Origin of the sequence: Devosia insulae DS-56 (assembly GCF_000970465.2) — a bacterium.
Classification (GTDB): Bacteria; Pseudomonadota; Alphaproteobacteria; order Rhizobiales; family Devosiaceae; genus Devosia_A; species Devosia_A insulae.
The window spans coordinates 1-25,827 of record NZ_LAJE02000173.1; the positions used below are offsets into that span (position 1 = coordinate 1).

25 protein-coding genes are annotated in these 25,827 nt (G+C 64.7%); 11 read left to right on the plus strand and 14 right to left on the minus strand.

What is annotated here, in order from left to right; genetic code table 11:
* Positions 1-86: 86 nt before the first annotated feature.
* Complete coding sequence (locus VW23_RS11660; protein ID WP_069909742.1) at positions 87-1,241, plus strand: hypothetical protein; 1,155 nt, start codon at positions 87-89, stop codon at positions 1,239-1,241.
* Positions 1,242-1,333: 92 nt separating this feature from the next.
* Here VW23_RS11660 and VW23_RS11665 read toward each other — a convergent pair whose 3' ends face one another.
* Positions 1,334-2,230 carry an AraC family transcriptional regulator gene (locus VW23_RS11665; RefSeq protein WP_069909743.1) on the minus strand — a complete coding sequence of 299 codons (897 nt, stop codon included), beginning with the start codon at positions 2,228-2,230 and terminating at the stop codon, positions 1,334-1,336.
* Positions 2,231-2,369: 139 nt separating this feature from the next.
* Here VW23_RS11665 and VW23_RS11670 point away from each other — a divergent pair, with 139 nt between their 5' ends.
* The 5 genes from VW23_RS11670 to VW23_RS11690 are packed head-to-tail and all read left to right on the plus strand — an operon-like array spanning position 2,370 to position 6,561.
* Entirely contained in the window at positions 2,370-2,807 is a 438-nt protein-coding gene (locus VW23_RS11670; RefSeq protein ID WP_069909744.1) for a DoxX family protein, read from the plus strand.
* Between the two features lie 40 nt (positions 2,808-2,847).
* Complete coding sequence (locus tag VW23_RS11675; protein WP_069909745.1) at positions 2,848-3,495, plus strand: dihydrofolate reductase family protein; 648 nt, start codon at positions 2,848-2,850, stop codon at positions 3,493-3,495.
* A gap of 33 nt (positions 3,496-3,528) precedes the next feature.
* On the plus strand, positions 3,529-4,005 hold the full coding sequence (locus tag VW23_RS11680) for a hypothetical protein (RefSeq protein WP_069909746.1): 477 nt from the start codon (positions 3,529-3,531) through the stop codon (positions 4,003-4,005).
* Positions 4,006-4,062: 57 nt separating this feature from the next.
* On the plus strand, positions 4,063-5,592 hold the full coding sequence (locus tag VW23_RS11685; RefSeq protein WP_069909747.1) for a S41 family peptidase: 1,530 nt from the start codon (positions 4,063-4,065) through the stop codon (positions 5,590-5,592).
* Between the two features lie 39 nt (positions 5,593-5,631).
* Positions 5,632-6,561, plus strand: coding sequence for an alpha/beta fold hydrolase (locus VW23_RS11690; protein ID WP_084645974.1), 930 nt, complete (start codon positions 5,632-5,634; stop codon positions 6,559-6,561).
* 106 nt (positions 6,562-6,667) lie between these two features.
* Here VW23_RS11690 and VW23_RS11695 read toward each other — a convergent pair whose 3' ends face one another.
* The 8 genes from VW23_RS11695 to VW23_RS11730 form a co-directional block, all read right to left on the minus strand.
* Positions 6,668-8,269: an FGGY-family carbohydrate kinase gene (locus VW23_RS11695; RefSeq protein WP_069909748.1), complete on the minus strand. Its 1,602-nt coding sequence runs from the start codon at positions 8,267-8,269 to the stop codon at positions 6,668-6,670.
* A 13-nt stretch (positions 8,270-8,282) separates the two neighbouring features.
* Positions 8,283-9,011 (minus strand): SDR family oxidoreductase, encoded by a 729-nt coding sequence (locus VW23_RS11700; RefSeq protein WP_069909749.1) that lies wholly within the window; start codon positions 9,009-9,011, stop codon positions 8,283-8,285.
* Between the two features lie 17 nt (positions 9,012-9,028).
* The gene (locus tag VW23_RS11705) at positions 9,029-10,282 is read right to left on the minus strand and encodes a sugar ABC transporter permease (protein ID WP_069909750.1); all 1,254 of its coding nucleotides are present in this window, start codon (positions 10,280-10,282) and stop codon (positions 9,029-9,031) included.
* The gene (locus VW23_RS11710; RefSeq protein WP_069909751.1) at positions 10,269-11,081 is read right to left on the minus strand and encodes an ATP-binding cassette domain-containing protein; all 813 of its coding nucleotides are present in this window, start codon (positions 11,079-11,081) and stop codon (positions 10,269-10,271) included. The genes VW23_RS11705 and VW23_RS11710 overlap by 14 nt, the downstream gene beginning before the upstream one ends.
* Positions 11,082-11,150: 69 nt before the next feature.
* Positions 11,151-12,197, minus strand: coding sequence for an ABC transporter substrate-binding protein (locus tag VW23_RS11715; RefSeq protein ID WP_069909752.1), 1,047 nt, complete (start codon positions 12,195-12,197; stop codon positions 11,151-11,153).
* Positions 12,198-12,417: 220 nt separating this feature from the next.
* Complete coding sequence (locus VW23_RS11720) at positions 12,418-13,302, minus strand: helix-turn-helix domain-containing protein (RefSeq protein WP_069909753.1); 885 nt, start codon at positions 13,300-13,302, stop codon at positions 12,418-12,420.
* 536 nt (positions 13,303-13,838) lie between these two features.
* The gene (locus tag VW23_RS11725) at positions 13,839-14,501 is read right to left on the minus strand and encodes a ferritin-like domain-containing protein (protein ID WP_069909754.1); all 663 of its coding nucleotides are present in this window, start codon (positions 14,499-14,501) and stop codon (positions 13,839-13,841) included.
* Between the two features lie 11 nt (positions 14,502-14,512).
* Complete coding sequence (locus VW23_RS11730) at positions 14,513-15,166, minus strand: ferritin-like domain-containing protein (protein ID WP_201788040.1); 654 nt, start codon at positions 15,164-15,166, stop codon at positions 14,513-14,515.
* 503 nt (positions 15,167-15,669) lie between these two features.
* Here VW23_RS11730 and VW23_RS11735 point away from each other — a divergent pair.
* The 3 genes from VW23_RS11735 (at position 15,670) to VW23_RS28555 (ending at position 17,968) form a co-directional block, all read left to right on the plus strand.
* Entirely contained in the window at positions 15,670-16,305 is a 636-nt protein-coding gene (locus tag VW23_RS11735) for a glutathione S-transferase family protein (protein ID WP_069909756.1), read from the plus strand.
* A gap of 462 nt (positions 16,306-16,767) precedes the next feature.
* A complete protein-coding gene (locus VW23_RS11740; protein ID WP_069909757.1) occupies positions 16,768-17,553 on the plus strand; it encodes a spondin domain-containing protein in 786 nt (261 codons plus the stop codon).
* Between the two features lie 112 nt (positions 17,554-17,665).
* Positions 17,666-17,968 (plus strand): DUF1223 domain-containing protein, encoded by a 303-nt coding sequence (locus VW23_RS28555; RefSeq protein WP_141728306.1) that lies wholly within the window; start codon positions 17,666-17,668, stop codon positions 17,966-17,968.
* A 214-nt stretch (positions 17,969-18,182) separates the two neighbouring features.
* Here VW23_RS28555 and VW23_RS11750 read toward each other — a convergent pair whose 3' ends face one another.
* On the minus strand, positions 18,183-18,839 hold the full coding sequence (locus VW23_RS11750; protein ID WP_069909758.1) for a ferritin-like domain-containing protein: 657 nt from the start codon (positions 18,837-18,839) through the stop codon (positions 18,183-18,185).
* Positions 18,840-18,850: 11 nt separating this feature from the next.
* Entirely contained in the window at positions 18,851-19,504 is a 654-nt protein-coding gene (locus VW23_RS11755; protein ID WP_069909759.1) for a ferritin-like domain-containing protein, read from the minus strand.
* A gap of 577 nt (positions 19,505-20,081) precedes the next feature.
* On the opposite strand from VW23_RS11755, the gene VW23_RS11760 reads away from it, so the two are divergent.
* Together VW23_RS11760 and VW23_RS11765 are read left to right on the plus strand one after the other, a co-directional pair.
* Positions 20,082-22,088: a GAF domain-containing protein gene (locus VW23_RS11760; protein WP_069909760.1), complete on the plus strand. Its 2,007-nt coding sequence runs from the start codon at positions 20,082-20,084 to the stop codon at positions 22,086-22,088.
* A 4-nt stretch (positions 22,089-22,092) separates the two neighbouring features.
* A complete protein-coding gene (locus tag VW23_RS11765) occupies positions 22,093-22,452 on the plus strand; it encodes a response regulator (protein ID WP_069909761.1) in 360 nt (119 codons plus the stop codon).
* 154 nt (positions 22,453-22,606) lie between these two features.
* On the opposite strand, the gene VW23_RS11770 is transcribed toward VW23_RS11765, so the two are convergent.
* The 3 genes from VW23_RS11770 to VW23_RS11780 all read right to left on the minus strand — a co-directional run bounded on the left by VW23_RS11770 (position 22,607) and on the right by VW23_RS11780 (position 25,786).
* The gene (locus tag VW23_RS11770) at positions 22,607-23,695 is read right to left on the minus strand and encodes a flavodoxin family protein (RefSeq protein WP_069909762.1); all 1,089 of its coding nucleotides are present in this window, start codon (positions 23,693-23,695) and stop codon (positions 22,607-22,609) included.
* 367 nt (positions 23,696-24,062) lie between these two features.
* Positions 24,063-25,067, minus strand: coding sequence for an LLM class flavin-dependent oxidoreductase (locus tag VW23_RS11775; RefSeq protein ID WP_069909763.1), 1,005 nt, complete (start codon positions 25,065-25,067; stop codon positions 24,063-24,065).
* 8 nt (positions 25,068-25,075) lie between these two features.
* On the minus strand, positions 25,076-25,786 hold the full coding sequence (locus VW23_RS11780; protein ID WP_069909764.1) for an SDR family NAD(P)-dependent oxidoreductase: 711 nt from the start codon (positions 25,784-25,786) through the stop codon (positions 25,076-25,078).
* Between the last annotated feature and the right edge of the window lie 41 nt (positions 25,787-25,827).

The window sequence follows — 25,827 nt, forward strand, 5'->3', positions numbered from 1 at the left end:
TCACGTAGTGACACGTTGAGGTGTTTGTACGTGAACGTGCCGGCGCCCGCGGAGCTCTGCACAAGTGCGCTCGTCGGCAGCGTAAGATGTGGATAAGCTCCAGGGCCTTCTTCGCCGATGGGCTGGCGGAGCAGCTCATCGTCGCCCTCGGCAAGCTTCCGGGGCTGCTGGTGATCTCGCGCAATTCGAGCTTTGCCTATCGCGGCAGTGACGTCGACGTGCGCAAGGTCGGCAGCGATCTCGATGTGCGCTACGTGCTGTCGGGGAGCGTGCGGCGCGGCGGCTCACGGCTGCGCATGAGTGCGCAACTCGCCGACGCGGGCAGCGGCGCGCAGCTCTGGGCCGAGACCTACGATCGCGAGCTGGCCGATGTCTTCGCCATCCAGGACGAGGTGACCCGGCGGATCGTCGATGCCCTCAAGCTCAAACTGACACGGGCGGAAACGGCAAAGGCGACGGCGGGCGGGACCAACGACATCGAGGCGCTGGACCTGATGATGCGCGGCCGCGCGCTGCTCGGTGGCCCCATTCAGACCCTCGACGTGCACAAGCGGGCCGTCGACCTGCTCCAACGGGCCGTCGAGCGCGATCCATCCTATGTCGGCGCAATGGGCGAGCTCGCGATCGCCCATAACATGGATTACGTGAACTGCTGGACCGACACACCCGACCGCTCGCTCGAGGTGGGGAGGCATCTGGGGGAACGGATGCTGGAGCTCGCGCCCGACCACGCCGGCGCGCACTTCGTCGTGGCGCTCCTCGCCATGTTCGCCCGCGATTTCGACCGGTTTCGCCGCGAAGCCGCAATCGCAATCGCGCTTAACCCCGATGCCGAGATGGCCAGCAACCTGCAGGGCCACCTTTGCCTCGCCAACGAGGTACCGCTCGAGGCCATTCCGCACTTCGAGCGGTGTACGCGGCTCGACCCGTCGCTGGGTTCAACCCTGCTGTGCCTGCAGTTTCTCGGCCGGGCCTACTTCTATGGCGGCCGCTACGAGACGGCCGCCGCGCTGTTCCGCGAGCGCATCCTCCTGATGCCCGGCACCGATACGTCGCGTGGATATCTTGCTGCTGCCCTCGGCCATCTCGGCCAGCTCGAGGCGGCGCGGCAGGTCTGGGCCGAGCTGATGGCGATCAATCCGAACTTCGCGCTGGCCGAGCGGCTCAGCCGGACCGCGGTGCAGCCGAGCCAGATCGAGGCAGTCCTCGCTGGCGCGAGGAAAGCCGGGCTGCCAGTTTGAGGGGCATCGACCGGAAGCTGGTCCGGGATTGCTGCTTATGGGTGCGAAGCCGACGTCGCCTGCGCCGCTTGCGCCGGCCACAGTTGTCGACATCAACCAGGCAGGCGCTGATTGGTGGCGCGTCGCAACTCGCCTGGCAGGAAGCCAAGATGGCTGCGAAACTGCCGGCGGAAATGGCTGATGTTCTCAAAGCCGACCGACCAGGCAATATTCCAGACCGACAGATCCGTGGTGAGAACGAGACGCTTGGCGAGTTCCAGCCGCCGCCCGAGCACGTATTGCCCGGGTGACAGGCCGGTCGCCGCCTTGAACTGAACGGCGAAGTGCCATGGGCTCAGCTCGCACACCCGGGCGAGGAACGGCAGCGAAAGCTTGCTTGTCAGGTTCTCCTCGACGCGGTCGCAGACCGCCTTGAGTTTGGCGGTGTCGAGTTTGCCGGTGGTCTTCACCTTCCTGCTGGAACCATGCAGGGACAGGATGCCATCGATGAGACGGCAGGCGAGCGTCGATGCCTCGATGTCGGACAGCGCGATCGTACCGATGCAGGCCTGCCGGAACTTATGTGCAAGGCCCAGAAAGATTGGGTGGACATCGAACGCCTCGGTCCGGCCGGGCCCCATCGTCGGTTCAATGGCGAAACCCACGAGTCCCCGCGCCTCGGCCTCGGCGGTCAGCAACTCGAGATCGGGATACATGTCCAGCGTGTCGCTGTGCTCGCGGGTACGCAGAAGTCGCGTCGCGCCCGTGCCCATCAGATAGGCGCTCCCCGGGCGCACCCGCACGTCCTGCACAATGCCCTCGTGCTCGACCGCAACATCGTTATGGGCTGAAAAGACCACCTTCACCCGGTTGGGGCGGACTTCCGTCTGCCCCTCCCACGGCGGCAGCCAAGCATAATCCACCACGATGTCGGGCCACGCCAGTTCGCGGTTGCGGGCCCCTGAAACCAGCTCGGCTATCGACGCGGCAGTCGGTCGCGTGCGGTTCATGGCACACCCTTTGCGGTGACAGGCAGAGTGGACCGCAAAAATCGACCCTGCGCCTGCCCGAAGCGACCTTCATGCTAGCAGCAAGGCAGTTGTAGGCAAGCACAGGCGCCGCACTGCCAGTCAAGTGGGAGGGAGTCCAATGCTCGGCACACTCGCTATTTTCGTGGCGCGACTACTGTTCAGCGGCGCCTTCCTCGTCGCCGTGGTCATGAAGTTCCTGTCTATCGGCGACACCGCCGCCGCTATCGCGTCAATCGGTTTCCCGGCCCCCCTGTTCTTTGCCTGGGCGTCCGCCTTCTTCGAGTTCGGCCTCGTCCTGGCGTTCCTCACCGGCGCCTTTTTCACCGAGGCCGCGGTGCTGGCCGCAGCCTATGTGCTGTTCCTCGGCTTTGCCTTCTATGGGCCGGCCACCTGGCCGGGCAACCCGGTGCAGATGGGCCTGTTCATCAATCATCTCACCTTCATCGCCGGGCTGTTGTTCGCAGCCGTGCACGGTCCGGGCCGGACGATGGTCCTCGGCTGGACGGTTCCGTGGCCAGCCGCTCGCCGGTCTGCCTCGGCGACCCGCGCGGACTAAGTCCGCGCAACGACAATCTAGCCACGAAGGAGCACCCGCTATGTCGCTTGTTTGCGTCCAGAACTTTTCCATCTCGCTCGACGGCTTCGGCACCGGCGAAGGAACAAGCCGGGAGGCGCCGTTTGGCCATGCCGGCGAACGGCTGCACGAATGGATGTTCGAGACCCGGTGGTGGCGGGAAAAATCCGCCGAAGCAGGTGGCAGCGCCGGCGTCGACGACGCCTTCGTCCGCCAGCATGACATCGGCATTGGCGCCGAGATCATGGGGGCCGGCAAGTTCGGCTACCCGGGCTGGCACGGGAATGGCGACTGGAAAGGCTGGTGGGGCGCCAACCCACCTTTCCATACACCGGTCTTCGTGCTGACCCAGCATGTTCGTCCCCCGATCGAGATGGAGGGTGGCACGACCTACCACTTCGTCGATGCCCCGCCTGCCGAGGCACTCGAGATGGCGCGCCACGCGGCGAATGGGCAGAACGTTCGCATCGGCGGAGGGGCCACAGTCATCCGGGACTTCCTTGCCGAAGGCCTGATCGACCACGCGCATATCGCGGTGACGCCCATGCTGCTCGGCCGGGGCGCGCGGCTCTGGGATGGACTCGAGGCGTTGGAGCAGACCTATGCGATCGAGGCTGTCTCGGCGCCCAGCGGGGTCACGCATCTGACCTTGCTGCGTCGCGCCGGGTGATGCGGCCTTGGCCGGCGCCGGCGAGGCGGACGCATGAGTGACGCTGAAGACGATCCCCGCCTGTCCTTCGTCTATGCGGAGGCGGTGCGCGGCCTCACCCAGCAGCAGACGCTGGTCGAAGGCATGAACATGCGAGCGGGCAGCCTCATCTTCGCTACGGCGTTCGTAAACTCCCTGCTCGGCAACAGGGCGCTGTCCGACGGGCTGGGGGCGTTCGATTGGCTCGCCATGGCGATGTTGTTCACGATCGGCGGGTTGGTCGTCTGCATGGTGTGGCCCTACGACCAGTACAAGTTCCGCTTCGCGCCAAGCACCCTGCTGAACCAGTACGCGGAAGGCAAGACGCCGGTCGGCCTCCCGGCCATGCACCGCGCCCTGGCGCTGCGGATCGAGGCAGACATGGCTGAGAACTGGACGATCATTCAACGGCTTCGGATGACGCTGCAGATCGCCCTGATCCTGCTGCTGCTGAACATCGCCACCTGGATGCTCGCCATCGGCTGGGCGTGAACTGGCCCAGGTCCCGTCGTCTCGCAAAGCGTTTTAATAGGTTTCGGGAAGTCATTCATGACGGTTTTCACCCGGGTGCTCGGCGCCCTTCTCCTGCTCTGGCTGAGCGCTGCCATTGGCGCGGCGGCCGCAGAGGATCTGCCAGAACGCTTCGCCGGAGAGGCTCGGATCGAGTCTCAGCCGTCCCTGCCGATCCACCTCGAGCTTCGCCGGGTCGGCGCCGCGGTCGAGGGCAGCATCTCGATGCCGATCGGCAGCTTCGAGATGACCGCGATACAGGAGGGCCACACCATCACTGGGCGCTACGAGGGGCCCGGCGGCGCGGGTGACATGAGCCTGATCATCGACGGCGATACGCTGACGGGCACCTTCGGGCTCGGCGAGGCCCATGGCACGATCAGCGCCCAGCGCACCGATCTCGACGCGCAGAGGTTTTTCGAGCCGCCCGAGGCGAACCTGGATCTGACGACGGCCCAGTGGCTGGAGGATCTCGACCAGTTGGCGGAGATCCTTTCACAAAAGCATGGCTCGCCCTTCCACCGGATTTCGCGCCCACGGTTCGAGAGCGAGGTGGCTCACGTTCGTGCGGCGATACCCCAGCTCGATGGGACAGGTATCGCATCGGAGTTCGTCAAGCTCGGCGCGCTGATCGGCGACGGCCATACCGAAGTGGCGCTGCCCGATGACCAGGCACGCCTCCCGGTCGAACTGTTCTGGTTCGAGGATGGGCTGCGCGTGATCGGCATTGCCGCTGACCATCAGGAGCTGCTGGGAGCACGGCTGATCGCGGTGGATGCCGTGGCAGTGGAAGAGGTTATCGATCGCCTGCGCCCGTTCATTGCTGCCGGCGAGACCGAGTGGTTCGTGCGGGCGGCCCTGCCCGGCCTGCTGCGCAATCCCGCCATCCTCGCGGCCGCCGGCATCGTCGATGGCCCGTCGGTCGCGCTCACCCTGGAGGTGGCGGATGGCGATCGCACGCAGATCGAGATGACCGCCAAATCCGAGGCTGGCGCGTTAGCGATCCTCAATGGCGCTGCGCCGCTGTGGCGGCGGAACGAGACGCAGGGCCTCTGGACCGAAGTGCTGGCCGACGGCGCCGTCTATGTGAACTGGCGCTCCTACGCCGGACTTGCCGACGCGGCAGCCGCCCTCCTTGCGTCTCTGGACGCGCAGCACCCCCCTCGCCTCATTGTCGACCTGCGCGACAACACCGGTGGGGACTACAACGCTGGCCGCGCCTTCGTCGAAGCGATCGCCAGCCGCCCCTGGCTCAACCAGCGTGGCACGCTCTACGTGCTGATCGGTCGCGCCACCTTCTCGGCGGCGATGACCAACGCTGTCGATTTCATGACCATGACCAACGCCATCCTTGCCGGTGAGCCGGCCGGGGCGGCGCCCAATAACTGGCAGGAAGCGCGGCGCTTCAACCTGCCCAATTCCGGGCTCCGCGTCGGCGTCTCTACCCTCCACTATGAGTTTCTTCCCGGCCAAGCCGAGGTCCGTCCCGGCCTTCATGTCTGGCCGGAACCGGGCGACTGGGGAGCTCCGCTCGATGCCAGCGTCAAGCTGATCCTTTCGAGGCCCTAGGCCGCTCCCTTCAGCCACCCGAACCAGAGGAGTTCAACGATGCCCAAGACCAACCTGCCTACCCTTGTCGCCGCCGCGATGCTCGTGCTCGCGGTGCCCTCGATCGTGCAAGCCCAGGAGCAAACCATGCCAGCAATTCCTACCCCGACCGAGTCCGGCTACGCCGACGTCAACGGCGTCAGGATCTGGTACCAGAGCTATGGCGAGGGCGAGCCGCTGATCCTGCTGCACGGCGGGTTCGGCACGGTCGAGATGTTCGGGCCGAACATCGAGCTCCTGGCCAAAAGCCGCAAGGTCATCGGCGTCGACCTGCAGGCCCATGGCGGCACCGGACCGCTGGGCCGCCCGATCACCTTCGACGCGCTCGCCACCGATGTCGCTGAACTCATCGAGTTCCTCGGCTACGAGAAGGCCGATCTGATGGGCTATTCGCTTGGCGGCGCCACGGCGCTGCGGGTGGCGATCGACCATCCCGAGGTTGTCGACCGGCTGGTGCTGGTCTCGATGGTGCATGCCTACGCCAACTGGCACAGCTACAACTTCGAGGGCATGAAGGCGATGGGGACCGACCCCGAGGGGACGGCCAAAAGCCTGATCGGCAGCCCGCAGCACCAGGGTTACATCGCCAAGGCTCCGGGGGGCGACGCGAGCTTTCCTGACGCGGTCAGGGAGTTCGTCGCCTTTATCGGCCAGGACTATGACTGGTCCGCTGAGGTGCCCCAGGTCAAGGCGCCCACGCTGCTCGTCGTCGCCGACTGGGACGCCGTGCGCATCTCGGGCGCCACGCGCCTCTACGAACTGCTCGGCGGCAGTGCGCAGGATGCCGGCTGGGACCGCTCCGGCATGGGCGAGAGCCACTTCGCCGTGATCCCCAACGTCACGCATTACGACATTGTCACGTCGACCGAGCTGAGCCGGCTCGCCATCCCCTTTCTCGACAACTACCCCATTCCGCCGGCGAAGGATTGAGCCAGAAGACCGGCGGACGGCGGTGCAGTTAAGCCAGATCGAGGCGGTCCTCGCTGGCGCGACGAAAGCCGGGCTGCCGATCCGACGTGGTGCGAATGGGCTCCCGCTAGCGGCTCCGCATCAGCGCCTGCAGCAGACCGTAGGTCTGAGCGCGCTGGGCATGGATCACCTGCAACTCCCCTTCGATCGGCTCGTATGTCGTTCGAACCGAGGTCATTGCTGCCATGGCCTCGTGCATGCTCGGCCAGCGCTCCGCCGCCATGCCGCCAAGGATGGCGGAGCCGAGGAGGACCGGCTCCTCCGCTGCCGTGGCGACGACCGGCAGGCCGGTGGCGTCGGCCAGCAATTGCCGCACCAGGTCGTCGCCGCCGGCGCCGCCGCTGATGACGATGCGCTTGACCCGCACGCCCTGGCTGTTCTGGGTTTCGATGATCTGGCGCAGGCCGTAGCCGATGCCGCACAGCCCGGCGATGTAGAGCGCCACGAGGCTCGCTTCGGATTGGTCCATGCCGAGCCCGGCAATGATGGCGCGCGCATGCGGGTCGGCAAACGGCGCGCGATTGCCGAGGAACTCAGGAACCACGTGCAGCCCGTCCGCCAGCCGCACCGCGCCGGAGGCGCCGCCGGCCAGTTGCTCGGCTGAGCGCGCGAGGTACCCCGGCAGCGATTGCCCAAGGCGCTCCGCGCTCTCGCGCGCCGTCGCTGTTGCCGGATGCAGCGCCACCAGGCGGTCGATGGCGGCGCCGGCCGCCGACTGGCCGCCCTCGCTGAGCCACATGCCGGGCACCATCGCATCGAAATACGGCCCCCAGATTCCCGGCACGAACGCCGGCGTCGCCGAACTCGTCATGGTGCAGGACGAGGTGCCGAAGACGTAGCCGAGGTTGTCGGTGGCAGCCCCGATGGCGCCGACCGTGCCGATGCCGCCGGCATGCGCATCGATCATGCCGGCCGCCACCGGAGTGCCGGCCATGAGCCCGAGTTCAGTCGCCGCGGCCTCGTTCAAGCCGCCGACCCGCGTGCCCGGCGGGACGACCTCGGTACCGATGCGGACAAAACCCTCCCGCGCCAATTCGCCCAGCCCGACCTGTTCGAAATAGCTCGGGTCCCAGCGCTGCTCATGCGCCAGATAGGTCCATTTGCAGGTCACGGTGCACGATGAGCGCACGAGGCTCCCCGTGGCGCGCCAGCTGAGGAAATCCGAGAGGTCGAAGAACTGCCAGGCATCGCGAAACACCTGCGGCCGGTTCTCGCTGAGCCACAGGAGCTTAGGCGTCTGCATTTCGGGCGAGATGGTGCCGCCGACATAGCGCAGCACCTCGTGGCCGATGGCGTTGATCCGCTCGGCCTCGGCGACGGCGCGATGGTCCATCCAGACAATGATATCGCGCTCGGGATCCTCGGAGGGGCCGACCGGCAGCGGCACGCCCCCCTGCCCCAGCACAACCAGCGAACAGGTGGCGTCAAAGCCAAGCCCGGCGACGCTGGCCGGCGCGATGCCGCTGAGGCGCACCGCTTCCTTCACACAGAAGCAGACGGCATTCCAGATGTCGGTGCTCGATTGCTCGACCATGCCGCCACTGTCGTGGAAATTGGCGATATCGCGCTTGGCCGAAGCGAGCATCCGCCCCTCCGGCGTGAACACCCCGGCTCGGGCGCTGCCGGTGCCGACATCGACACCCACCAGGTGATAGGGGGCTGCGCTCATCGTGGGCTCTCCCTTAGAGGTCAACGGTGGTCGGCAGGATCACCAGGTCGCGCACCGTCACCCCCTTGGGGCGCGTCACCATGAACAGCACCGCCTCGGCCACTTCGCGCGGCTGCATCAGGCTGCCATTGGCGAGCGCCTCGGCCATCTTCTCTTTCGGCCAGTCATCGAGCAGCGCGGTCACCACCGGCCCGGGCGCCACCGCGCCCACCCGCACATTGTCGCCGGCCACTTGACGGCGCAGCGTGTGGACGAAGGCCTGTACGGCGAATTTCGAGGCCGTATAGATGGGCTCCCACACCACCGGCACGAGACCGGCAATTGAACTGGTCACCACCACGTCACCCGATTTCTGCGCCACGAGGTGCGGCAGCACCGCGCGGATGGCACGAAAGGTGGCGTTGACGTTGAGGCTGAGGACACGCTCCCACTCATCGGGGTTGCCCGAAACCACCGGCCCGCCGACATAGGCGCCCGCATTGGCGTGGAAGATATCGAGCCCGCCAGCGAGCGCCACGATCCGCTCTCCCAGCCGATCGACTTGGGCGTGATCGAGCAGGTCGATCTCGAGGGCGAAGGCCTCCGGCCCCAGCTCTCGCGTCAGTGCCGCGAGCCGATCGGCGGCGCGATCGATCAGCACCACTTTCGCCCCGGCCGCGAGCAGCGTGCGGGCGCATTCAAGCCCAATGCCCGAGGCCGCGCCGGTTACCGCGGCAACCTTGCCGCGCAATTGCTGTGTCATTTTCTAGCTCCTTGAGATCAGCCGCGGCCGTGCGAGGCTCGGCTCCGGCGGGCCAACGAGTCGACGATGACCGCGATGGCGAGGACCGCGCCGGTAATCATGTAGCGTAGCGAGGAGCTGAGGTTGAGCAGCGTAAGCCCGTTCGATATCGCCTGGATGACGATGATGCCGAGCACTGCCGACCAGGCGCTGCCCCGCCCACCGAACAGGCTGGTGCCACCGATGACCGCCGCCGCGATGGCGTTGAGGTTGACGTCGCCGGTGCCGGCCTGCTGGCTCGACGAGGCGAGGCGCGATGCAGCAAGGATGCCGCCCGCGGCCGCCAGCGTCGAGCAGAGGACGAACGCCGACATGTAGATGCGCTTGACGTTGATGCCGGCGCGCCGCGCCGCCTCGCGGTTGCCGCCAACCGCAAACATCGAGCGCCCCCATTTGGTGCGGGTGAGGCCGTAGTTGAGCACCACCGCCAGCAGGACGAACAGCCCGAACATCCAGGGCAGGCCGCGGCCGAGATTGAGATACCAGCCGGCGAACAGCAGCGCCGCGGTGAGGATCAGCGCCTTGGTGACGACGAGCCGGATGGCGATCGGCGACAGCCCTTCGGCAAGGCGCTGCCGATTGGTGCCGAGCCCGCCAAGCACCATGGCAACGCCAGGCAGCACCGCCAGCCCATAGGTCACCCAGTCCGGAATGATCAGGATCTGCCCGAAGCGGACCAGCTCGGATTGATACGGCAGGTTAATCGATCCGGTCGAGCCGAGGAGGTAAAGCTGCAGCCCGAGCAGCGCCAACAGGCCCGCCAGTGTTGCCACGAAACTGGGCATGCCGAGCCGGGTGAAGAGGATGGCGTAGACCACGCCGACCAGGGCCCCGGTCCCCAGCGCGAGAACGATCGCGAACACTAAGGGGATGCCGGCATTGACCCAGAGCACCCCGATGATCGCCGAGGCGAGCCCGCTCATCGAGCCGACCGACAGATCGATCTCGCCGAGGATCAAGACGCAGACGATGCCCAGCGAGATGACGCCCACCGTGGCGCAGTCGAACAGCAGGTTGACCAGATTGTTGGGCGCGAGGAACACCGGATTGAGCGCGGTAAACACCAGCGAGATCACCACGAGGCCGATGGCGACCGGCAGCATGCCCAGGTCGCCCGAGCGCACCCGGTCGAGAAAAGCCCGGAAGGCCCCGGCAAAGCTCTGGTCGTCGCGCAGGCGGTTGTCCGAGCGGTCGAGCGGCGCGGTGGCGGGGGGTCGATCAGCGTTGCTCATGGGCAGCTCCTCCGTCGCGATCGGCCCGCGATTTCTGCCGGCGGGTCACCGAATTCTCCGCCGCGCCGGTAATGGCCGCGACCAGGTCTTCGTGGCTGGTGTCGGCGGTGAACACCCCATTGTTGCGGCCCAGCCGCAACACGACGATGCGGTCGGCCACGGCCCGCACCTCGTCCATATTGTGGCTGATGACGATCACCCCCAGGCCGCGGTCGCGCACCCGCTCGATCAGGTTCAGCACTTCGGCGGTCTGGGCGACGCCCAGCGCCGCGGTCGGCTCGTCGAGCATGATGATCCGGGGGTCGCGCAGCAGGGAGCGGGCAATGGCAACGGTCTGGCGCTGGCCGCCAGACAGCGACGCGATGGGCAGGCGGACCGAGGGGATGCGCGCCGCGAGCTCGCTGAGCAGCGCCCAGGCCCTCAGCTCCATTTTGACCTCGTCGAGCCGCCAGGCCGACAGCTCATGGCCCAGAAACAGGTTGGCGACGACATCGAGGTTTTCGCACAGCGCCAGATCCTGGAACACCGTGGCGATGCCCATGCCGAGCGCCGCGCTGGGGTTGGCGAGGGTCACCGGCTGGCCCAGATACTCGATCGTCCCGGTGGTCGGCTGGTGCACACCGGCGAGAATATTGACCAGCGTCGACTTGCCGGCGCCATTGTCACCGACCAGCGCCACCACTTCGCCGGCATGGATATCGAGTTCGATATCGGTGAGCGCTGACACCGCGCCAAAGCTCTTCGATATCTGCCTGAGGCGCAGGATTGGTTCGCCTGGAGCTGGGTTCGACTGGGGCATTGCGACTGTTCCTCCCACCGCGATGGGCTTGATGCCCCGCCCGGAACGTCCGGACGGGGCGGGTTCATCTTACTTGATGCCGAGCGCCGCGCAGGCCTCGGCATATTCGGCCGTGCAGACTTCCGCCGCGGTCTGGATGCCACCGTCGAAGATGATCTCCTTGATGTTCTCCTTGGTCACCACCGCCGGCACGAACAGCTGCGAGGGCGTATCGTAGAGCGTATGCGTCGCCTCGGGCGGCGTGCCCGCGATCAGGCCCACCGCGGCTTCGGCGGCGGCCCGCGCCACGATCTCGGAGGGTTTCGAGATCGTGTTGTACTGGTCGCCCGCGATGATCAGCTGCAGCGCCGCGATGGTGGCGTCATTGCCGGTCACCGGCGGCACCGGATCCACACCGGCCGCCTTGAGCGCCGCGATGGTGCCGCCCCCCGTGCCGTCATTGGCCGCCACCACCCCGACGATCTGGTCGCCGAACCGGGTGATCTGGCCGGCCACCCATTCCTGCGCCGCCGGAGGCGCCCAGTCGGGCGTATCGAATTCGGCCAGCGTCACGAAACCCGATGCGTCGAGGGCGCGGTCGATACCGTCGCGGATCAGGCCGGCCGCCGCGTCGGTGGGCGAGCCATTGACCTGCAGCACGCCGGCGCCGGCAGCAACACCCTTGGCCTTCAGGTGATCGACCAGCGACTGCGCGATGGCATAGCCGATGCCCTCATTGTCGAACGAGACGTAGAAATCGGCCTGCTGGTCCGGAATGGGACGATCATAGGCAATGACCTTGACGTCCTGCGAGTGGGCGATCTCGACCAGCGCCGCGGCAGCGGCGGAATCGACGGGGTCGAGCACCACGACGGTGGCGCCCTGCGCGATCACCGAGTTGAACTGCTGCTGCTGCAGCGCCGCATCGGCATTGGCGTTCTGGTAGATCAGCGTGCAATCGGCGCAGAGTTCCTTCATGGCGGCCTCAAAGCCCGGCCAATCGTGCTGCTCGTAGCGGGTGGAGGCCTGGTCGGGCATCAGGAAGGCGACGGTCGAGGCCGCCTGGGCGGCAGACAGGCCGGCGAAGGTGAGCAGAAGGGCTGCCGGGACGGAAGCCTTGAGAGTGGTGGTGCGCATGCTTTCTCCTCCTTGGGTTTTTGGCGTGCGGTCTCGTCGCATCCCCCCGACGAGCCGGGGTCGACAGCCCGGCAAAAGCCTCCTCGATACGGCCCGGGGCGTGCCCTGGCCGATGCGGTCCTTTGCCGGATACTGATGGTCTGATCCCTTATTGGGGACGGCTGGTTCTAGGGCGGCCCGGCCGCGCAAAGCCGCGGCACCGCTCCCATGAGGCCTCTTGTCATGCGGCCTCCCTGAAACTCTTGTTTTCCGAGAGCAGGCGCCGGAACTGCGACGGCGTCACGCCGCGCTGCGCCAGGAATTGCCGGTTGAAATTGGAGAGGTTATTGAAGCCCGAGGCGTAGCAGACCTCGGTGACCGAGGCGCAATCGGGCGTCATCAGCAACTGACAGGCGAGGTTCACCCTGAGACGGTTGACATACTTGGTCAGCGATTGCCCGGTGTGGCGGCGAAAGCTGCGTGACAGCGTCGACGGCGTAACCCCGGCGAGCTGCGCCAGGGTCGGCTCGTCGAGCGGCTCGACCAGGTTGTCGTTGATATGCGCCAGCACCTCGTTGAGGCCCTTGGACATGAAGCCGGAGGGGTCGGGGAGATAGCGCGGGCTGGTCAAGGTTTTGGCGCCGCTGTCGCGATCGAGCTCCACGAGTATCTGCAGGAACAGCGCAATGCGCTCGACGCCGCGCGCCTGGACCAGTTGGGCCAGCAGCGGGGCGACGCGCTCCGAGGTCTCGGCGCTGAACACCACGCCGGCGCGGCTGCGCTCGAACAGCCCTCTTGTGTCCGCGAGTTCGGGGAAACTGGCGACGGCGCCATCGATGAAGCCTTCGGTGAACTGCATCACCCGGCTGCGCAGCGGCACCGACGTGCCGTCGGGGATCTCGCTCACCCAGTTATGCGGCAGGTTCGGCCCGACCAGCACCAGGTTGCCGCCGCTGAAGCGGCCGATGAAATCGCCGACGAAATAGTGCCCCGCGGTGGCGCAGACGAGGTGCAGTTCATACTCGGGGTGGAAGTGCCAGCGCACTGTGTGGAACGGGTAGCCGTGCTCCCACGCCTTGAAGGATTCCTTCTCGCCGATCCGCACGAGTTCCAGATCTGGATTCATGCTGTCCTCCCCCGCGTCGCGGCCCTGCGGCTCACCGACTGCGATGTAGCGCCGGGTTGTTCCTGGCTGCCAACGACACAACGCTAATCCCCTGCCCGCGCCTCGCGCTACCACGCACTTGCGTTCCGTCCGATACTTTTTTGTCGAATTGCCCTGTCACATAGCTGTTTCTTGCAAGGCCCGGTGCGAGGTCGTGATGTGCGCGGCCGCGGTCCGCACGAAGCGCAAGCGGCGATCCGCGAGACGAACCAGCCGATCACGGCACGTGGGACGTCGGTATGGAGGCCGGATGACTCGAGGTGTGAGGTGCCGCCGGGCCCTGGCGGCCCCCTACTGGTCGGCTGCATCGCCGGCTTGGTCATCGCCGGGTTTTCACACTCGGCCTCGGCTTCAGCGTTTCACCCCCGAGGCGACGGAGATGACCGTGGCCGCGTGATCCGACAGGCACCCTGTGAGCAGCGATGTCTGCCGGACCACTCCCTCGGCCCCAAGGGAGGCCGAAAGCTCTGCTGGAGCCGCTCGTGCGGCTCGCCGGATCAGGCGAGGAACGGTGTCGCTGCGGCCAACACCTGCGCCTTGGTCTTCGGCTTGTCGAAGGCGCCATCGAAGCCAGGCTTGCCGGCAAGCGGCCGAACTGCCGCGGCATGGCGAGCTTCCACGGAGTGGATCTGCAGCGCGGTGGTCAGCACTGGCGTGCCGATGAGGTTGCCCGCCTGCCCCTTGTACGCTGCGACACCCAGGTCTTCGAAGGTTGCCGACACCGCGACAAACGTCTCAAAGTTCGAGAACACGTCTGCGTACTTGCCGCCGGCAGTGAAATCGACGCCCGGTGCCTTGACCGCAGCGCTGCCGAGGGCGCCCTTCAACAGGGCGACGTGAGCAGTCTCATGCGCGCCAATAGTGCGGAAGAGTTGACGGTACTGGCGGGGGATCAGGCCAGATGAGCCGTTGGCCTTCTTATAGAACGCCGCCTCGAGATATTCGAGCGTCAGCGCGAAGTTGAGGACATCGACCACCTGTTTGGGCAACCCGCCCGCAGCAAATGCGGTCTGCGCGGAAGCTGCGATGATGAGCGGCGCACTGCCAAGCGCGGCGGCGGGTAGCGCGTAGCGGGCAAACAGATGGCGGCGTCCGGCGTCGATGCGCTCACCAACCTCAGGGTCGATACCGTCGAGGATGAAGTCTTCTTGATTGTTCATGATCTTGTTCCTCAGCTCAGTGCGTTGGCGGTGACGGGCGTCACGATGAACGGCGCCGCCTTCGGGAGCACCTGCGACGGCAACAGCGCGCCATCGAGGCCCTTGGAGTTGACATTCTTGCCTCCGGCAGCGGCTTTGCCGAAACCGGACAGCAGTTCGGCAATAGTAGCGGCATGGCGGGCTTCGACCGAGACGATCGACCCGGCCACCGCCAGGTAGTCGACGTTCTGGATCAGTTGGCCGGCACCGTTATAGGCCGCAACGCCGAGGTTCTCGAATACGTCGGCAGTGCCGAGAACGCTTTTCTTGCTGGTGAAGTCGACCGAGGAGAAATCGACCTCGAGTCCCGGGATCGCCTTGCGACCAAGCGCCTTCTTGAGAAAGTCGCGGTGCGCAATCTCGTGGTCGCGTATGGCCTTCAGGTTGGAAAGTTCAACCTTGGTGATGCCTGCATAAGGCGTCTTGACCACCTGGATGTAGAAAGCGGCCTCAAGCTGTTCGAGTGCATAGGCGTAGTTCAATACGCCAATGTCACCGGCGCCGAGATCGGCGGCCAATGCTGTCGAGATACCGAAGTTGGGCAGCATCGCGCCGGCCACCATCACGGTTGCACCTACGCCTGTCCACTTGAGCAAGTTCCGTCGGTTTAGCCCTGCGGTTATCATGATCGTTCCGTTCCGAGTTTGTGAGCCCTCCATGGGCTCGCGCGAACGTAGCAACGGGTCCAGTCGCCGATTTGGGACGCTGGCTGTCAGGGTTTATTTTCGCATGAAACCGGAACGAAGATGATCTCGGGACGTTCGCGAGGACCCTGCCCCCCGCTCGAAGGCGTCGACCCGTCGATCGATGCCCCATCACCATTGCCGACCAGAACGGCAGCTATGCCACTTCGGGGCAATGCGGCCAGTGGCGAAGCGGTTGGCTTCCAGCTCTCCCTCCGGCCTGAAACGGACCCTGGCGTCACACGTGCGATGACCCGCCGTTCCACTTGGCGAGGGACCGTGGAAGTCCGCGCAATCAGCCTGGTAGCGAGCGGCTTCGTCTTTCATAAAAGCTGGCGAATGATCCGTATTCACCATAACGCGACTATGGGACAATCGCCTGGCGCCAGCAGTCATCGCATCCGTGATGTCTGCTGAAGGCGCGACGCCGATCCCGGAAGGACCAAATGGCCGACTACCGACTGCACAGCTTCGCTCTCTCAGGCAACTCATACAAGGTCGCGCTCTTCCTGGAACTCGCAGGAGCCGATTGGGAGCCGATCTTTGTCGACTACCTGGGTGGCGAGACGCACACCGATCGCTATCGAACGGAGGTGAACGAACTCGGTGAAGCGCCGGTGCTGGAACACGCCGGCCTCAGGCTCTCCCAGTCTGGTGTTATCCTGGACTACCTGGCCAAGACGACTGGCAAGTTCGGCCCGCGGTCCGAGCAAGAGGCGCGCGAAATCTGGCGCTGGGTGCTGTTCGACAACCACAAGTTCACCGGTTACTACGCAACCTTGCGGTTCATGGTAGGGGTGAAGAAGGTCGAAGAGGACGCTGTCACGTCGTTCCTCCGCGAGCGCGCACTCGGTGCCTACCGCATCGTCGACAAGCATCTTCGCGGCCAAGACTTCATTGTCGGCGACCGTCCGACGATCGCCGACTTTTCGCTGGCAGGCTACGTCTTCATGCCGGAGCCGACCGGGATCGACCGATCGCAGTTCAGCGGCATCGAAGCGTGGAAAGCCCGGCTCATGGCGTTACCGGGCTGGCGGCACCCATACGACATCCTGCCTGGCCCTACGTCGCTGTCGCAGTGACTATTCTGGCGCGAGGCGGCGCGACGAGACAGACCGCCTCCGGTGCTCTGCTGCCAGAATTGCTTGTAGGTCAGCGACCACCGGCCAATGGCCCCGATGGCCTCGGGGCGCACCGAATAAAGCCTGCGCTGCGCATCGACGCGTTGCTCGAGGATGCCGCCGGCTGCGGATGAAAATCATCCAGCATCAGGTGCAGGCGGGGTGAGGTTGAGGAGATGGCATAACAGGTGTCCTGGAAACTGCTACAGCGACCTGGTGCCTGTTGCACTCAGTGGGTGCAGGCAGACGCGTCGACATTGCGGGCTGTGAGGCCAGCGGCCGACACTTGACCCTCCGTTGACGTTGTCGTCACGGCCTAGTGATGGGCGAGTCTGTAACCGCCTGACGGGCTGCGGCGAACTCCCTGACATTGGCGCCGCGAGCGCCTGACAAGGATCGAAACCAGAATCGTGAGGAATTGCCATGACGCATCGTTCGCGCCAGATGACTGCTATTGCCTACGCCGTGCTTTCGGCTGCTGCCGTGTCGGTGGTGCCCGTGGCCGCGCAGGACAAGATGGCCCCCGACGCCATGATGGCCGGGCCGATGACCGACCCCATGATGATGGCCAATGACGCCATGGCGATGGGTTCGCCGATGATGGCAGGCGGCAAGACCATCATGATAACCTTCGAGAACGTACTGACCGGCCAGCCTTTCTCCCCCTCAGTGTTTGAAAGCCGTTCGGCGGCGGCCGCACCATTGTTCAAGCTCGGTGACAAGGCCAGCGACGCGCTGGCGGCGGTCGCCGAAGGCGGCAATATCGGAATGTTCAGCGTCGCCGCGGCAAAAAACACCGACTCCGCGATCGGCGACGCACAGCTCGCCATTCACGCGCTTCCGGGCCAGACCCGCACCGTTTTCGTGCATGTCGACGAGGCGCATCCGTTAATCGATGGCGTCTGGATGCTCGGCAACACCAATGATGGCTTCTCCGGCTTTACCGGGTTCGATGGCTACGGACTGACCGCTGCCACGACCATCGACGTGCGTGGTTACGACGCCGGCTCGGAAATCAACAACGAGAAGAAGGGCTTTCTCGGCGCGCTCGGCGCTGGCAACGAACGCGACCCGGAGAACGGCGTCGTGACCTGGCATACGGGCATTCGCGGCGATGTCGACGCTCCCAAGGAGTGGAACTGGGACGTCAACGCACCGGTGGCTCACGTGACCTTCACCCCCGTCGAGGCAATGCCCGCCGCGATGTAGCTCGAGACGGGGTGCGGAAAACCGCACCCCGCTTGCATGGAGTCATCAGGAAAACCAAACAGCTTCTGCTTGGCCTGCGGCGCTCGTCGCGCTTGCGCCCGCGGGGCATTCCGTGGCCGCGGACAATCAGCCCGTTGTCGTCGAGCTGTTCACCAGCCAGGGGTGCTCGTCCTGCCCTCCGGCCAATGCCAACCTCATCAGCCTCAGCCAGCGGGACGACGTGCTGGTCCTCAGTTTCGCCGTCACCGACTGGGATTATCTGGGCTGGAAGGACTCGTTCGGCCGGCCTGAATACACCGACCGGCGGCGCATCTACGAGCCGGCGCTGGGCCAGCGAGGACCGTTCAGTCCGCAGATGGTGGTCAACGGCACCACCACGGCGGTCGGAACAATCTCGCCGAAATCGAGCGGCTGATCGATGAGGCCCATCGCACGACGACGCCGGCCGTGGTCCGGGCGGAGGCGACGTGGCAGTCGGAGCGCGACGAGGCTGTCGAGTTACGCACAGCGGCGTTGGTGCAGGAGCGCAACGGGGTCCGATACTTGGTGTGGCGACCGACTGAGCGGACCAATCGCAGGAAAAAGGCCGCACCGAGGTGCGGCCCTGTCGTGCGTGAGTTAACCCGGAACTAGGCGAGGAACGGCTTGGCGGCCGCGAGGACCTCGTCCTTGGTCATCGGCTCGTCGAACGCGCCGTCCCAGCTCTTTTTGCCGCCGATCTTGCGGACGATGGCGGCATGACGAGCCTCCACCGAGTGGATCTGGAGCGCGACGGTCAGCAGGTCATCGCTGGAGATCAGGTTGGCGGCCTGGCCCTTATAGGCGGCCACGCCCAGATCCTCGAACGTCTGGCTGAGCGTCAGGTAGGTGTCGAAGTTGGTCAGCGCATCGGCATATTTGCCGCCGGCGGTGAGATCGAGCGCCGGGCGCTTGATTGCCTTGGCGCCCAAGGCGCCGCTCAGCAGGGCGACGTGCGCCGCCTCGTGCTTTCCGATCTGGTTGAAAATCCCGACATACTTGTCGGGGATCAGACCCTTGGCATCGAGACCAGAGCGATAGAACGCATCCTCGATGTGCTCCAGCGTCAGTGCGAAGAGCAGCACGTCGGTGACTTCGGCAGGCATGTCCTGGCCGAAAGCCTCCTGTGAAGCCATGGCAAGCACCAGCGGTGCACTGGCGAGAGCGCCGAGCTTCAGCGCCGAGGAGCGCAGCAGCTGACGGTCGTGGGCCACGAGACGCTCGGTGATTTCCGGGTCGATGCCGGTGAGGAGATTATTGTTGGTCATTTTTGCGTTCCTCACATGAAGGCTTTGGCGGTGACTTCGGTCTTGATGAACGGGCCAGCGGCGGCGAGCACCTTGGCCGGCTCCAGCGCCCCGTCGAGACCGTTCTTGTCAACCACGTCGTCACCGGCGAAAGCCACGCTGTCCATGTTCAGCAAATCGCGGATTGCGGCAGCATGGCGGGCCTCGACCGACACGATCTTGCCAGCGGCAAGCAAGTAGTCGGGGTTCTCGATCAGTTTGCCGGCGCCGTTATAGGCGGCGACGCCGAGGTCCTCGAACGTCTTGGCGGTGGTGAGGACACTCTCGCGGCTGCCGAAATCGACAGCGGAGAAGTCCACCTCGAGGTCAGGAATGGCCCCATCGGCCAGTGCCGTCTTGAGGAAGTCGCGGTGCTCGACTTCGTGGTCGCGAATGTCGGTCAGCCAACTGGTCTCTTCTTCCGTCATACCCGAATAGGGCGTCTCGATCACCATCGAGTAGAACGCAGCCTCGAGCTGTTCGAGCGCATAGGCGTAGTTCAGGACGCCGACATCGCCTTCGCCCAGGTCGGCGGCGAGCGCCGGGGAAATTCCGAAGTTGGGCAGCAGGGCTCCGGCGACGAGTACGGTCGCTCCGGCCCCGCTCCATTTCAGCAGGTTGCGGCGGCTCAGTTGATTGTGCATCATCGTTCCTCTCCTTCGCCGGGTTACATGAAGTTACCGGCTGTGGCGCGAATAGCTTCGACAACGGCCTGGCGCGATAGCCCGCTGATCGCGAAATTTCGTCGGATTTAGCCGCAACCGACCGACGATCACGCCGTTCGCACGATCCCGAATAGTCATCACATCTTGTTGCGGGAACCGGTCGCGCCGGCGGCCGTTCACGGCATCCTCTCAAACGCTTGACCAAGGGGCCGAAACTCGTGCCGCAGCAGGTGCGTAGTTGCAGCCTTCTGCTCAAGGGAAGGCAAGTTGACGAGGTTTATCGTGGATACCGCATTGCGACTCGGCTGATCGAAGGCCGATGGGTTGCAAGAATTGCCGAGCCTGGCGGCAAAACCGCTCCGATCACGGCAAAGGTCAGCGAAAAGGCGGGCGAATTGGCCTGCGCGGAGCTGGCCCGATCGAGAGTGGACAAATACCTCGCCTAAGTTGGCGAGCCGCCTTCGAGCGACGGCGAGGACCGCTTTCGATAGGCAGTGCAACTAAACCCGCCTGGCGGCGTATAGTGAATTGCGCCTTTGTGCGGTGCCCCGGGGGACACGTGCTCGAAAATTCCGACCGCTTTTTGCAGGCCTCCCGGCTTGCCGCGCTGGACGCCTACCAAATTCTCGACACACCCGCCGAAGCCGGGTTCGACGACATCGTTCAGATTGCATCGCACGTGTGCCTGACGCCCGTCTCGCTGGTGAGTTTCGTCGAAGTAGGCCGCCAGTGGTTCAAGGCAAGGGTAGGCTTTGAGGCGTGCGAAACGCCGATCGAGCAATCGGTATGCGCGCATGCGCTGCGCCAGACTGACCTGCTGGTCATTCCCGACCTGACGGCGGATCCTCGAACAAGGAACAATACGCTCGTCACGCAGGACCCCTTCATCCGATTCTACGCGGGCGCACCGCTGATCACCCCGGAAGGGGTCGTCATTGGCACCTTGTGCGTCATCGATACCGTACCGCGCCCCACAGGTTTGACGGAGCCGCAGCAGCAGGTGCTTCGGGCGCTTGCCCGCCAGGTCATGATGCAGCTCGAATTGCGCCGGCTCGTCTCAAAGACCGAGGAAGATGCGCAGCGTCACAGCATCGACCTCAGAGCCAGCCTCGAGCTGGCGCGAAATGCCGAAGAGGCGGGCGGCATCGGCACCTTCCAGGTCGACGTCCGGTCCAGCATCATGACGGTTTCACCGGAGTACTGTCGCATTTTCGGGTTGCCGCTTTCGGACACATACCCAGCGTCGGTCAGCGAAGCGTTGGTCCTGGCCGAAGACCAGTCTGCACCGTCGAACGACAAAACTCGCCGCAGCGGTTCGGCAAAAGCTGCGGTCGAATACAGAATCAGGCGCCGCGACGATGGGGTCGTGCGCTGGATTGCCCGGCAGGCGGAGTTCGTTCGCGATAAGGCGGGCAACGTCGTCCGTATGTCCGGGGTGGTTCAGGACATTACCGAGCGTCGACGCCAACTCGACCGGCAACACGCCTTACTCGAGGCGGGTGATCGCCTGCGCGACGTAGGGACCGTCGCCGAAGCGATCGAAGTTGCGTCTCGAGCACTGGGGGGCACCCTTGGCGCCTCGCGGGCTGGGTATCTCCGTCTTGATCTCAAGATGGACAGTGTAGAAGTTTTGCGCGATTGGACCGATGAGGGTGTCGCTTCGCTCGTCGGCCAGCACACACGCGGCCTGCTTCCCGCGTCAGTCGAACGTCTGGCTGCCGGGGTTACGATGTCGGTGGGCAATGTCGATACCGTTCTCTGGCTGGGCCGAGACCGGGAAGCCTACAGATCTCATGGCGTCGCTGCCGTGATCAACGTGCCACTACTCGAGCGGCGAGAGCTGGCCGGAGTCCTGTTCGTCCACCAGACGGAACCACGCGCCTGGAGTCGCGAGGAAATAGATTTCGCGACCGAGATCGCCGACCGCACCCATTCCGTCATCAGCAGATTGGAGGCGCAGGCCAACCAAGCCACCCTCAATCGTGAACTCGGCCACCGGATGAAAAACCAGCTGGCCATGGTGCAGGCCATCGTCAACCAGAGCCTGCGCACGGCGCCCGATCTGGCCACAGCAAGCCGATCGCTGAACGCTCGCATCCATGTACTCGCCAAGGCGCATGATCTGATCCTCCTCGGCGAGTCCGGACGCACATCGGTCGACCAGATCGTCCACGACATCACGCTGCTGCACGATGACAGGATCGAGCGGCGCATTGTCGCTAGAGGCCCCGCCATCATGGTGGGCTCCCGGCCTGCTCTGTCGCTGTCGCTGATCCTGCACGAGCTTTCGACCAACGCAGCAAAGTACGGGTCGCTTTCCACGCCCGTCGGCTCAGTTGCGATTAACTGGCAAGTCGAGCGGAACGAAGCCGCCCCGAGATTCTTGTTGTCATGGAAGGAAAGTGGCGGGCCGCCCGCTAATCCTCCCGCGAGAACCGGATCTGGGACTCGCCTGATCCGCGCCGGACTGGCCGGAACTTTCAACAGCAGCGTCACAGTAGATTACGAGCCGGACGGGGTGCGGTGCATCATCGCAGCCGATCTCGCCAGCTTTCAAGCGGAGTAGACAAGTGGCGCACGTAACCATCCTGGTCGTCGATGACGAGCCGCTTATCCGTCTGGATATAGCCTACATGCTCGAGGATCTGGGCTACCAGACGACCGAGGCATCAAACGCCGACGAAGCGATGCAACTGCTGGCCGACCTGCCTCAAATCGCGGCCATCGTCACCGACGTCGACATGCCAGGAACAATGGATGGTCGCCAGCTTGCGCTGGCGGTGCGCAATCGCTGGCCGCCATGCAAGCTCATTGTGATGTCGGGGCACCACATGCTGACGGCCACGGATTTGCCATCGGGCGCAGTCTTCATCTCCAAGCCAGTGCCGACACGACAGTTGGCCAGCGCCCTAGCCGGCTTTGGCGTCTGAGCTACTCTCACTAGCAGCCACTGATTGCCTCAATCCGAGTGAGCGCCGTTTGCAGCCACCATGATGGCCGGGGCTTTGGCTGAACCCGCCTAACAATCCCGGGCGGGCTACGGAAAGGCGCCTATCCTATGCGGCCGCCTTCCCATCAGGCCTGCTACTTCTGCCGCGGCGGCTTTAACTCGGCGCCCGCCGCGACCCAGCTTCCAGACCGCTTCGCCTTGATGGCGTCGGCGACCGCTTGTGCCGCGTTCTTCACCTCGCCCTGCATGGCCATATCTGCGTCGAGTTCCTGGTGGCTGGTGGCGTAAGGCTTCCAGTAGCCGATGTAACGATCGACCTCAGCCTTCTTGCCGGCGGCCTCGAGTCCCATGAACCTGAGCCAGTCCGATACCGACCGCCTGACGTTCTCCGTGCCCTCGACATCGCCATGTACGATGACGCCGAAAAGACGGCCGGCGAGGTGTTGCGGATAGTCCCAGCCTTCAAGTTCGACAGCTTTCGCTTTCTTGGCCTCCTTGCCTTCCGTAAGCGTCGGATCGGGGTTGCCGCCGTCGGCGCAGACCAGTCGATCCATCATCAGCTTTAACGGCGAGGTGACCTGGTACCAGTTGACCGGGGACACGATGAAAACGGCGTCGGCTTCGACCCACATGGGGTAGATGGCATTCATCCAGTCCTGGGTCTGCCCGAGGGAGTAGTTCGGATAGCACGAGCACGGCCAATGGCAGAGCGGTGCTGCCGTCGAGAAGCATGCCTTGCAGGGGTGAATGTTGCGCCCGTATTCAGACGTCAGCCGAGACAGATCCAGCAGGTTAGTCTCGATGCCGGCGTGCTTGAAAACCGCCTCGGCAATCTCCGTCATGCGAAAACTCTTCGAACTCTCACCCGGGCAAGTATGCTCGCTGCGAGGTGACGCGTTGATCAGCAGCACGCGGGGCTTTCGGTTCTTGGCTTCGAAGCCCTTCTGCGCCTTGTCGATGGCCTGCTTCGAGGAAATCCAGTCGATGGACAGTTCGTAGTCGGGATCCGCATAGCCCTTGCCCGCCTTCCGGGTCAGGGGTGACTTTCGAGCGTTGATGTAACCGTCCCAGGCGATCTCGGCGATCGTTCCCAACTCGGAACTGGCGCTCTTGAACGCAGGGTCAATGTACTGGGAATAGAAGCGCTCGAGGAAGACCGCCTTGGTGAGCGTGACGTCAGGCATCACCTCACGAGGTTTGGTGGCGGCAATGGTGCGTGGCATGGGGTTGGACTCCGGGCGGGTAACCTCCAACGACGCCCGAAAGCCATTAGTTCCCCGGTGTCTCAAGGCGAGGCGCGGCGATGGTAGCTGACTCCAACGGACTTGCATCTCGATCGGTAGCGGCGGAGGTCTGCCGTTTTCGGATACCGCTGGCGCACAAAAAAAGGGCCGCCACGCGAACACGAATCGACCAGACCTGTCTCAGATGAAGCGGGCGCTTCTGTCCAACTATGAGGCCCTTGTTTCAGGGCCGGCGAACCTCAATGGCGGTATCCATGGCAACGTCCTTGCCATCCGTCTGCCGCTTCGCTCCCTCGAGCGACCACACTAGCTCGAGGGCCGGTTCCTGGCCCGAATGTATGGACCCTCACTCCACCGCGATGGCCACTCTAGTAGCAAGAAGTTCGATGCCCTTGGCGACGGCGGCGTAAGGCTGGCCGCCGATGTCGATCTGCCCGACATACCGGTTGGCGCCAGTCGCTTGTTTCAGCATCGATATCTTGTCGATGACCTGCTGCACACTGCCGCCCACCAAGGTTCCGTGTGGCGAGAGCATTTGCGCGTAGACGGCGGGTGGCATTGGGCCTCGGAACATCGGACGCAAGTAAGCCGAATAGTACGGATAGAAATCCTGCTCGGCTTCCTGCGAGGTTTCCGTGATGTGCAGGTGGGAGAAGATCGCAATCTTTGCGTCTTCCTGCTTCCGCCCAGTCGCCGCCCAGACGGAGCGATAATGCATCGCCAGGTCGGCATACCCCTCGAAGCTGCCACCCAGAACCGGCATGACCAGCGGATAGCCAAGCCGGGCAGCCCGCTCGACGCTGCCCTGCGATAGAGCGCCGATCCAGACTGGAAGCCTTGGCTGGACGGGTCGTGGCGCGATCTCGGCATTGTTCAGCGGCGGCCGGAATTTTCCCGACCAGGTGACGTGGTCCGCGTCGTTGAGCTTGGCAAAGAGCCCGAGCTTTTCAGCAAACAGTGCGTCGTAGTCCTTCATCTCGAAGCCGAAGAGCGGGAAGTTGTCGGTGAAGGCCCCGCGGCCAAAAATGATCTCGACCCGACCACCTGAGACCAGGTCGGCAGTCGAAAACTCCTGGAATGTGCGCACCGGGTCGGCCGTGCTGAGTAGCGTCGATGCGCTGGTCAGCCGGATGCGCTTGGTCACCGCCGCCATGGCGGCGATGGTTGTGGCCGTCGCCGAGTTGACGAAGCCCAGCCCATGATGTTCGCCGACCCCTATGACGTCGAGGCCCACGTTGTCAGCGAGCTTGGCCATGTCGAGCATCTGCCGCATCCGCTCGCTCGGCGACGGCTTCCTGCCAGTGTGCGGGTCGGCGACGATGTCGCCGAACGTATAGATGCCCAGTTCCATCTTGCGCTTTATAGCCCGGCCATGGCTTTGAACATGTCGCCGGGACCGACGATGGTTTCCACCGCACCGGGATTCTTGTAATGCTGCCAGTGCGCTTCTGCGACGTCACTCGCTGGCACCTTGGGCATACCCGCCATGCTTGCCGGAAACTCCTGACCCACGTCGACTAGGCCGGCAATCGAAACGATACCGGCATGAATGCCGTCAGCTTTCAAGTCCTGGTTCAACACGTGGGCATAGTTTCGGGCCGCACCCGCGGCGACACCGAAATTGGCAGTGAACGCCACCGGATACTGCGCGGAGACGGCCGTGGTAAAGAGCAGTGCGCCGCCCTTGGGCATCGTCGGCAACACGGCATTGACCGCGGCGATTGCACCCAGAACAGCGACGTCGAGCGACCGTTGCTCGACTTCGACGGTGAATTGACGCGGCGTCACGAGCCCGTCGCTGGTGCCGGTCGGGCTGTAGATGAGTACCTCTATCGGCCCGAACGCGGCCGCCGCCGCCTCAAACGCCGTAACAAGGGAGGCGCGATCTGACATGTCGGCGGTGAAGGCCTTGGCCTCAATCCCCATACCGACCAAGCCTTGCGCCATCTTCTCCAGGCGTTCGGGGCTGCGCGCCAACAGGGCTACCTTGAAGCCCTCGCGGCCAAAGCGCTCGGCGACGGCCTGGCCCACGCCAGGTCCGGCTCCGACAATTGCAATAGTTCTAGACATGGCAATTCCTCGGGAGAGGCGACGGTTTAGTCGATCTCCAA

What these genes read in the sequence shown, in the direction of transcription:
- VW23_RS11660 (WP_069909742.1), top strand. Translation starts at nt 87, where the DNA reads ATGTGGATAAGCTCCAGGGCCTTCTTCGCCGATGGGCTGGCGGAGCAG.
- VW23_RS11665 (WP_069909743.1), bottom strand. Translation starts at nt 2,230, where the DNA reads ATGAACCGCACGCGACCGACTGCCGCGTCGATAGCCGAGCTGGTTTCA.
- VW23_RS11670 (WP_069909744.1), top strand. Translation starts at nt 2,370, where the DNA reads ATGCTCGGCACACTCGCTATTTTCGTGGCGCGACTACTGTTCAGCGGC.
- VW23_RS11675 (WP_069909745.1), top strand. Translation starts at nt 2,848, where the DNA reads ATGTCGCTTGTTTGCGTCCAGAACTTTTCCATCTCGCTCGACGGCTTC.
- VW23_RS11680 (WP_069909746.1), top strand. Translation starts at nt 3,529, where the DNA reads ATGAGTGACGCTGAAGACGATCCCCGCCTGTCCTTCGTCTATGCGGAG.
- VW23_RS11685 (WP_069909747.1), top strand. Translation starts at nt 4,063, where the DNA reads ATGACGGTTTTCACCCGGGTGCTCGGCGCCCTTCTCCTGCTCTGGCTG.
- VW23_RS11690 (WP_084645974.1), top strand. Translation starts at nt 5,632, where the DNA reads ATGCCCAAGACCAACCTGCCTACCCTTGTCGCCGCCGCGATGCTCGTG.
- VW23_RS11695 (WP_069909748.1), bottom strand. Translation starts at nt 8,269, where the DNA reads ATGAGCGCAGCCCCCTATCACCTGGTGGGTGTCGATGTCGGCACCGGC.
- VW23_RS11700 (WP_069909749.1), bottom strand. Translation starts at nt 9,011, where the DNA reads ATGACACAGCAATTGCGCGGCAAGGTTGCCGCGGTAACCGGCGCGGCC.
- VW23_RS11705 (WP_069909750.1), bottom strand. Translation starts at nt 10,282, where the DNA reads ATGAGCAACGCTGATCGACCCCCCGCCACCGCGCCGCTCGACCGCTCG.
- VW23_RS11710 (WP_069909751.1), bottom strand. Translation starts at nt 11,081, where the DNA reads ATGCCCCAGTCGAACCCAGCTCCAGGCGAACCAATCCTGCGCCTCAGG.
- VW23_RS11715 (WP_069909752.1), bottom strand. Translation starts at nt 12,197, where the DNA reads ATGCGCACCACCACTCTCAAGGCTTCCGTCCCGGCAGCCCTTCTGCTC.
- VW23_RS11720 (WP_069909753.1), bottom strand. Translation starts at nt 13,302, where the DNA reads ATGAATCCAGATCTGGAACTCGTGCGGATCGGCGAGAAGGAATCCTTC.
- VW23_RS11725 (WP_069909754.1), bottom strand. Translation starts at nt 14,501, where the DNA reads ATGAACAATCAAGAAGACTTCATCCTCGACGGTATCGACCCTGAGGTT.
- VW23_RS11730 (WP_201788040.1), bottom strand. Translation starts at nt 15,166, where the DNA reads ATGATAACCGCAGGGCTAAACCGACGGAACTTGCTCAAGTGGACAGGC.
- VW23_RS11735 (WP_069909756.1), top strand. Translation starts at nt 15,670, where the DNA reads ATGGCCGACTACCGACTGCACAGCTTCGCTCTCTCAGGCAACTCATAC.
- VW23_RS11740 (WP_069909757.1), top strand. Translation starts at nt 16,768, where the DNA reads ATGACGCATCGTTCGCGCCAGATGACTGCTATTGCCTACGCCGTGCTT.
- VW23_RS11750 (WP_069909758.1), bottom strand. Translation starts at nt 18,839, where the DNA reads ATGACCAACAATAATCTCCTCACCGGCATCGACCCGGAAATCACCGAG.
- VW23_RS11755 (WP_069909759.1), bottom strand. Translation starts at nt 19,504, where the DNA reads ATGATGCACAATCAACTGAGCCGCCGCAACCTGCTGAAATGGAGCGGG.
- VW23_RS11770 (WP_069909762.1), bottom strand. Translation starts at nt 23,695, where the DNA reads ATGCCACGCACCATTGCCGCCACCAAACCTCGTGAGGTGATGCCTGAC.
- VW23_RS11775 (WP_069909763.1), bottom strand. Translation starts at nt 25,067, where the DNA reads ATGGAACTGGGCATCTATACGTTCGGCGACATCGTCGCCGACCCGCAC.
- VW23_RS11780 (WP_069909764.1), bottom strand. Translation starts at nt 25,786, where the DNA reads ATGTCTAGAACTATTGCAATTGTCGGAGCCGGACCTGGCGTGGGCCAG.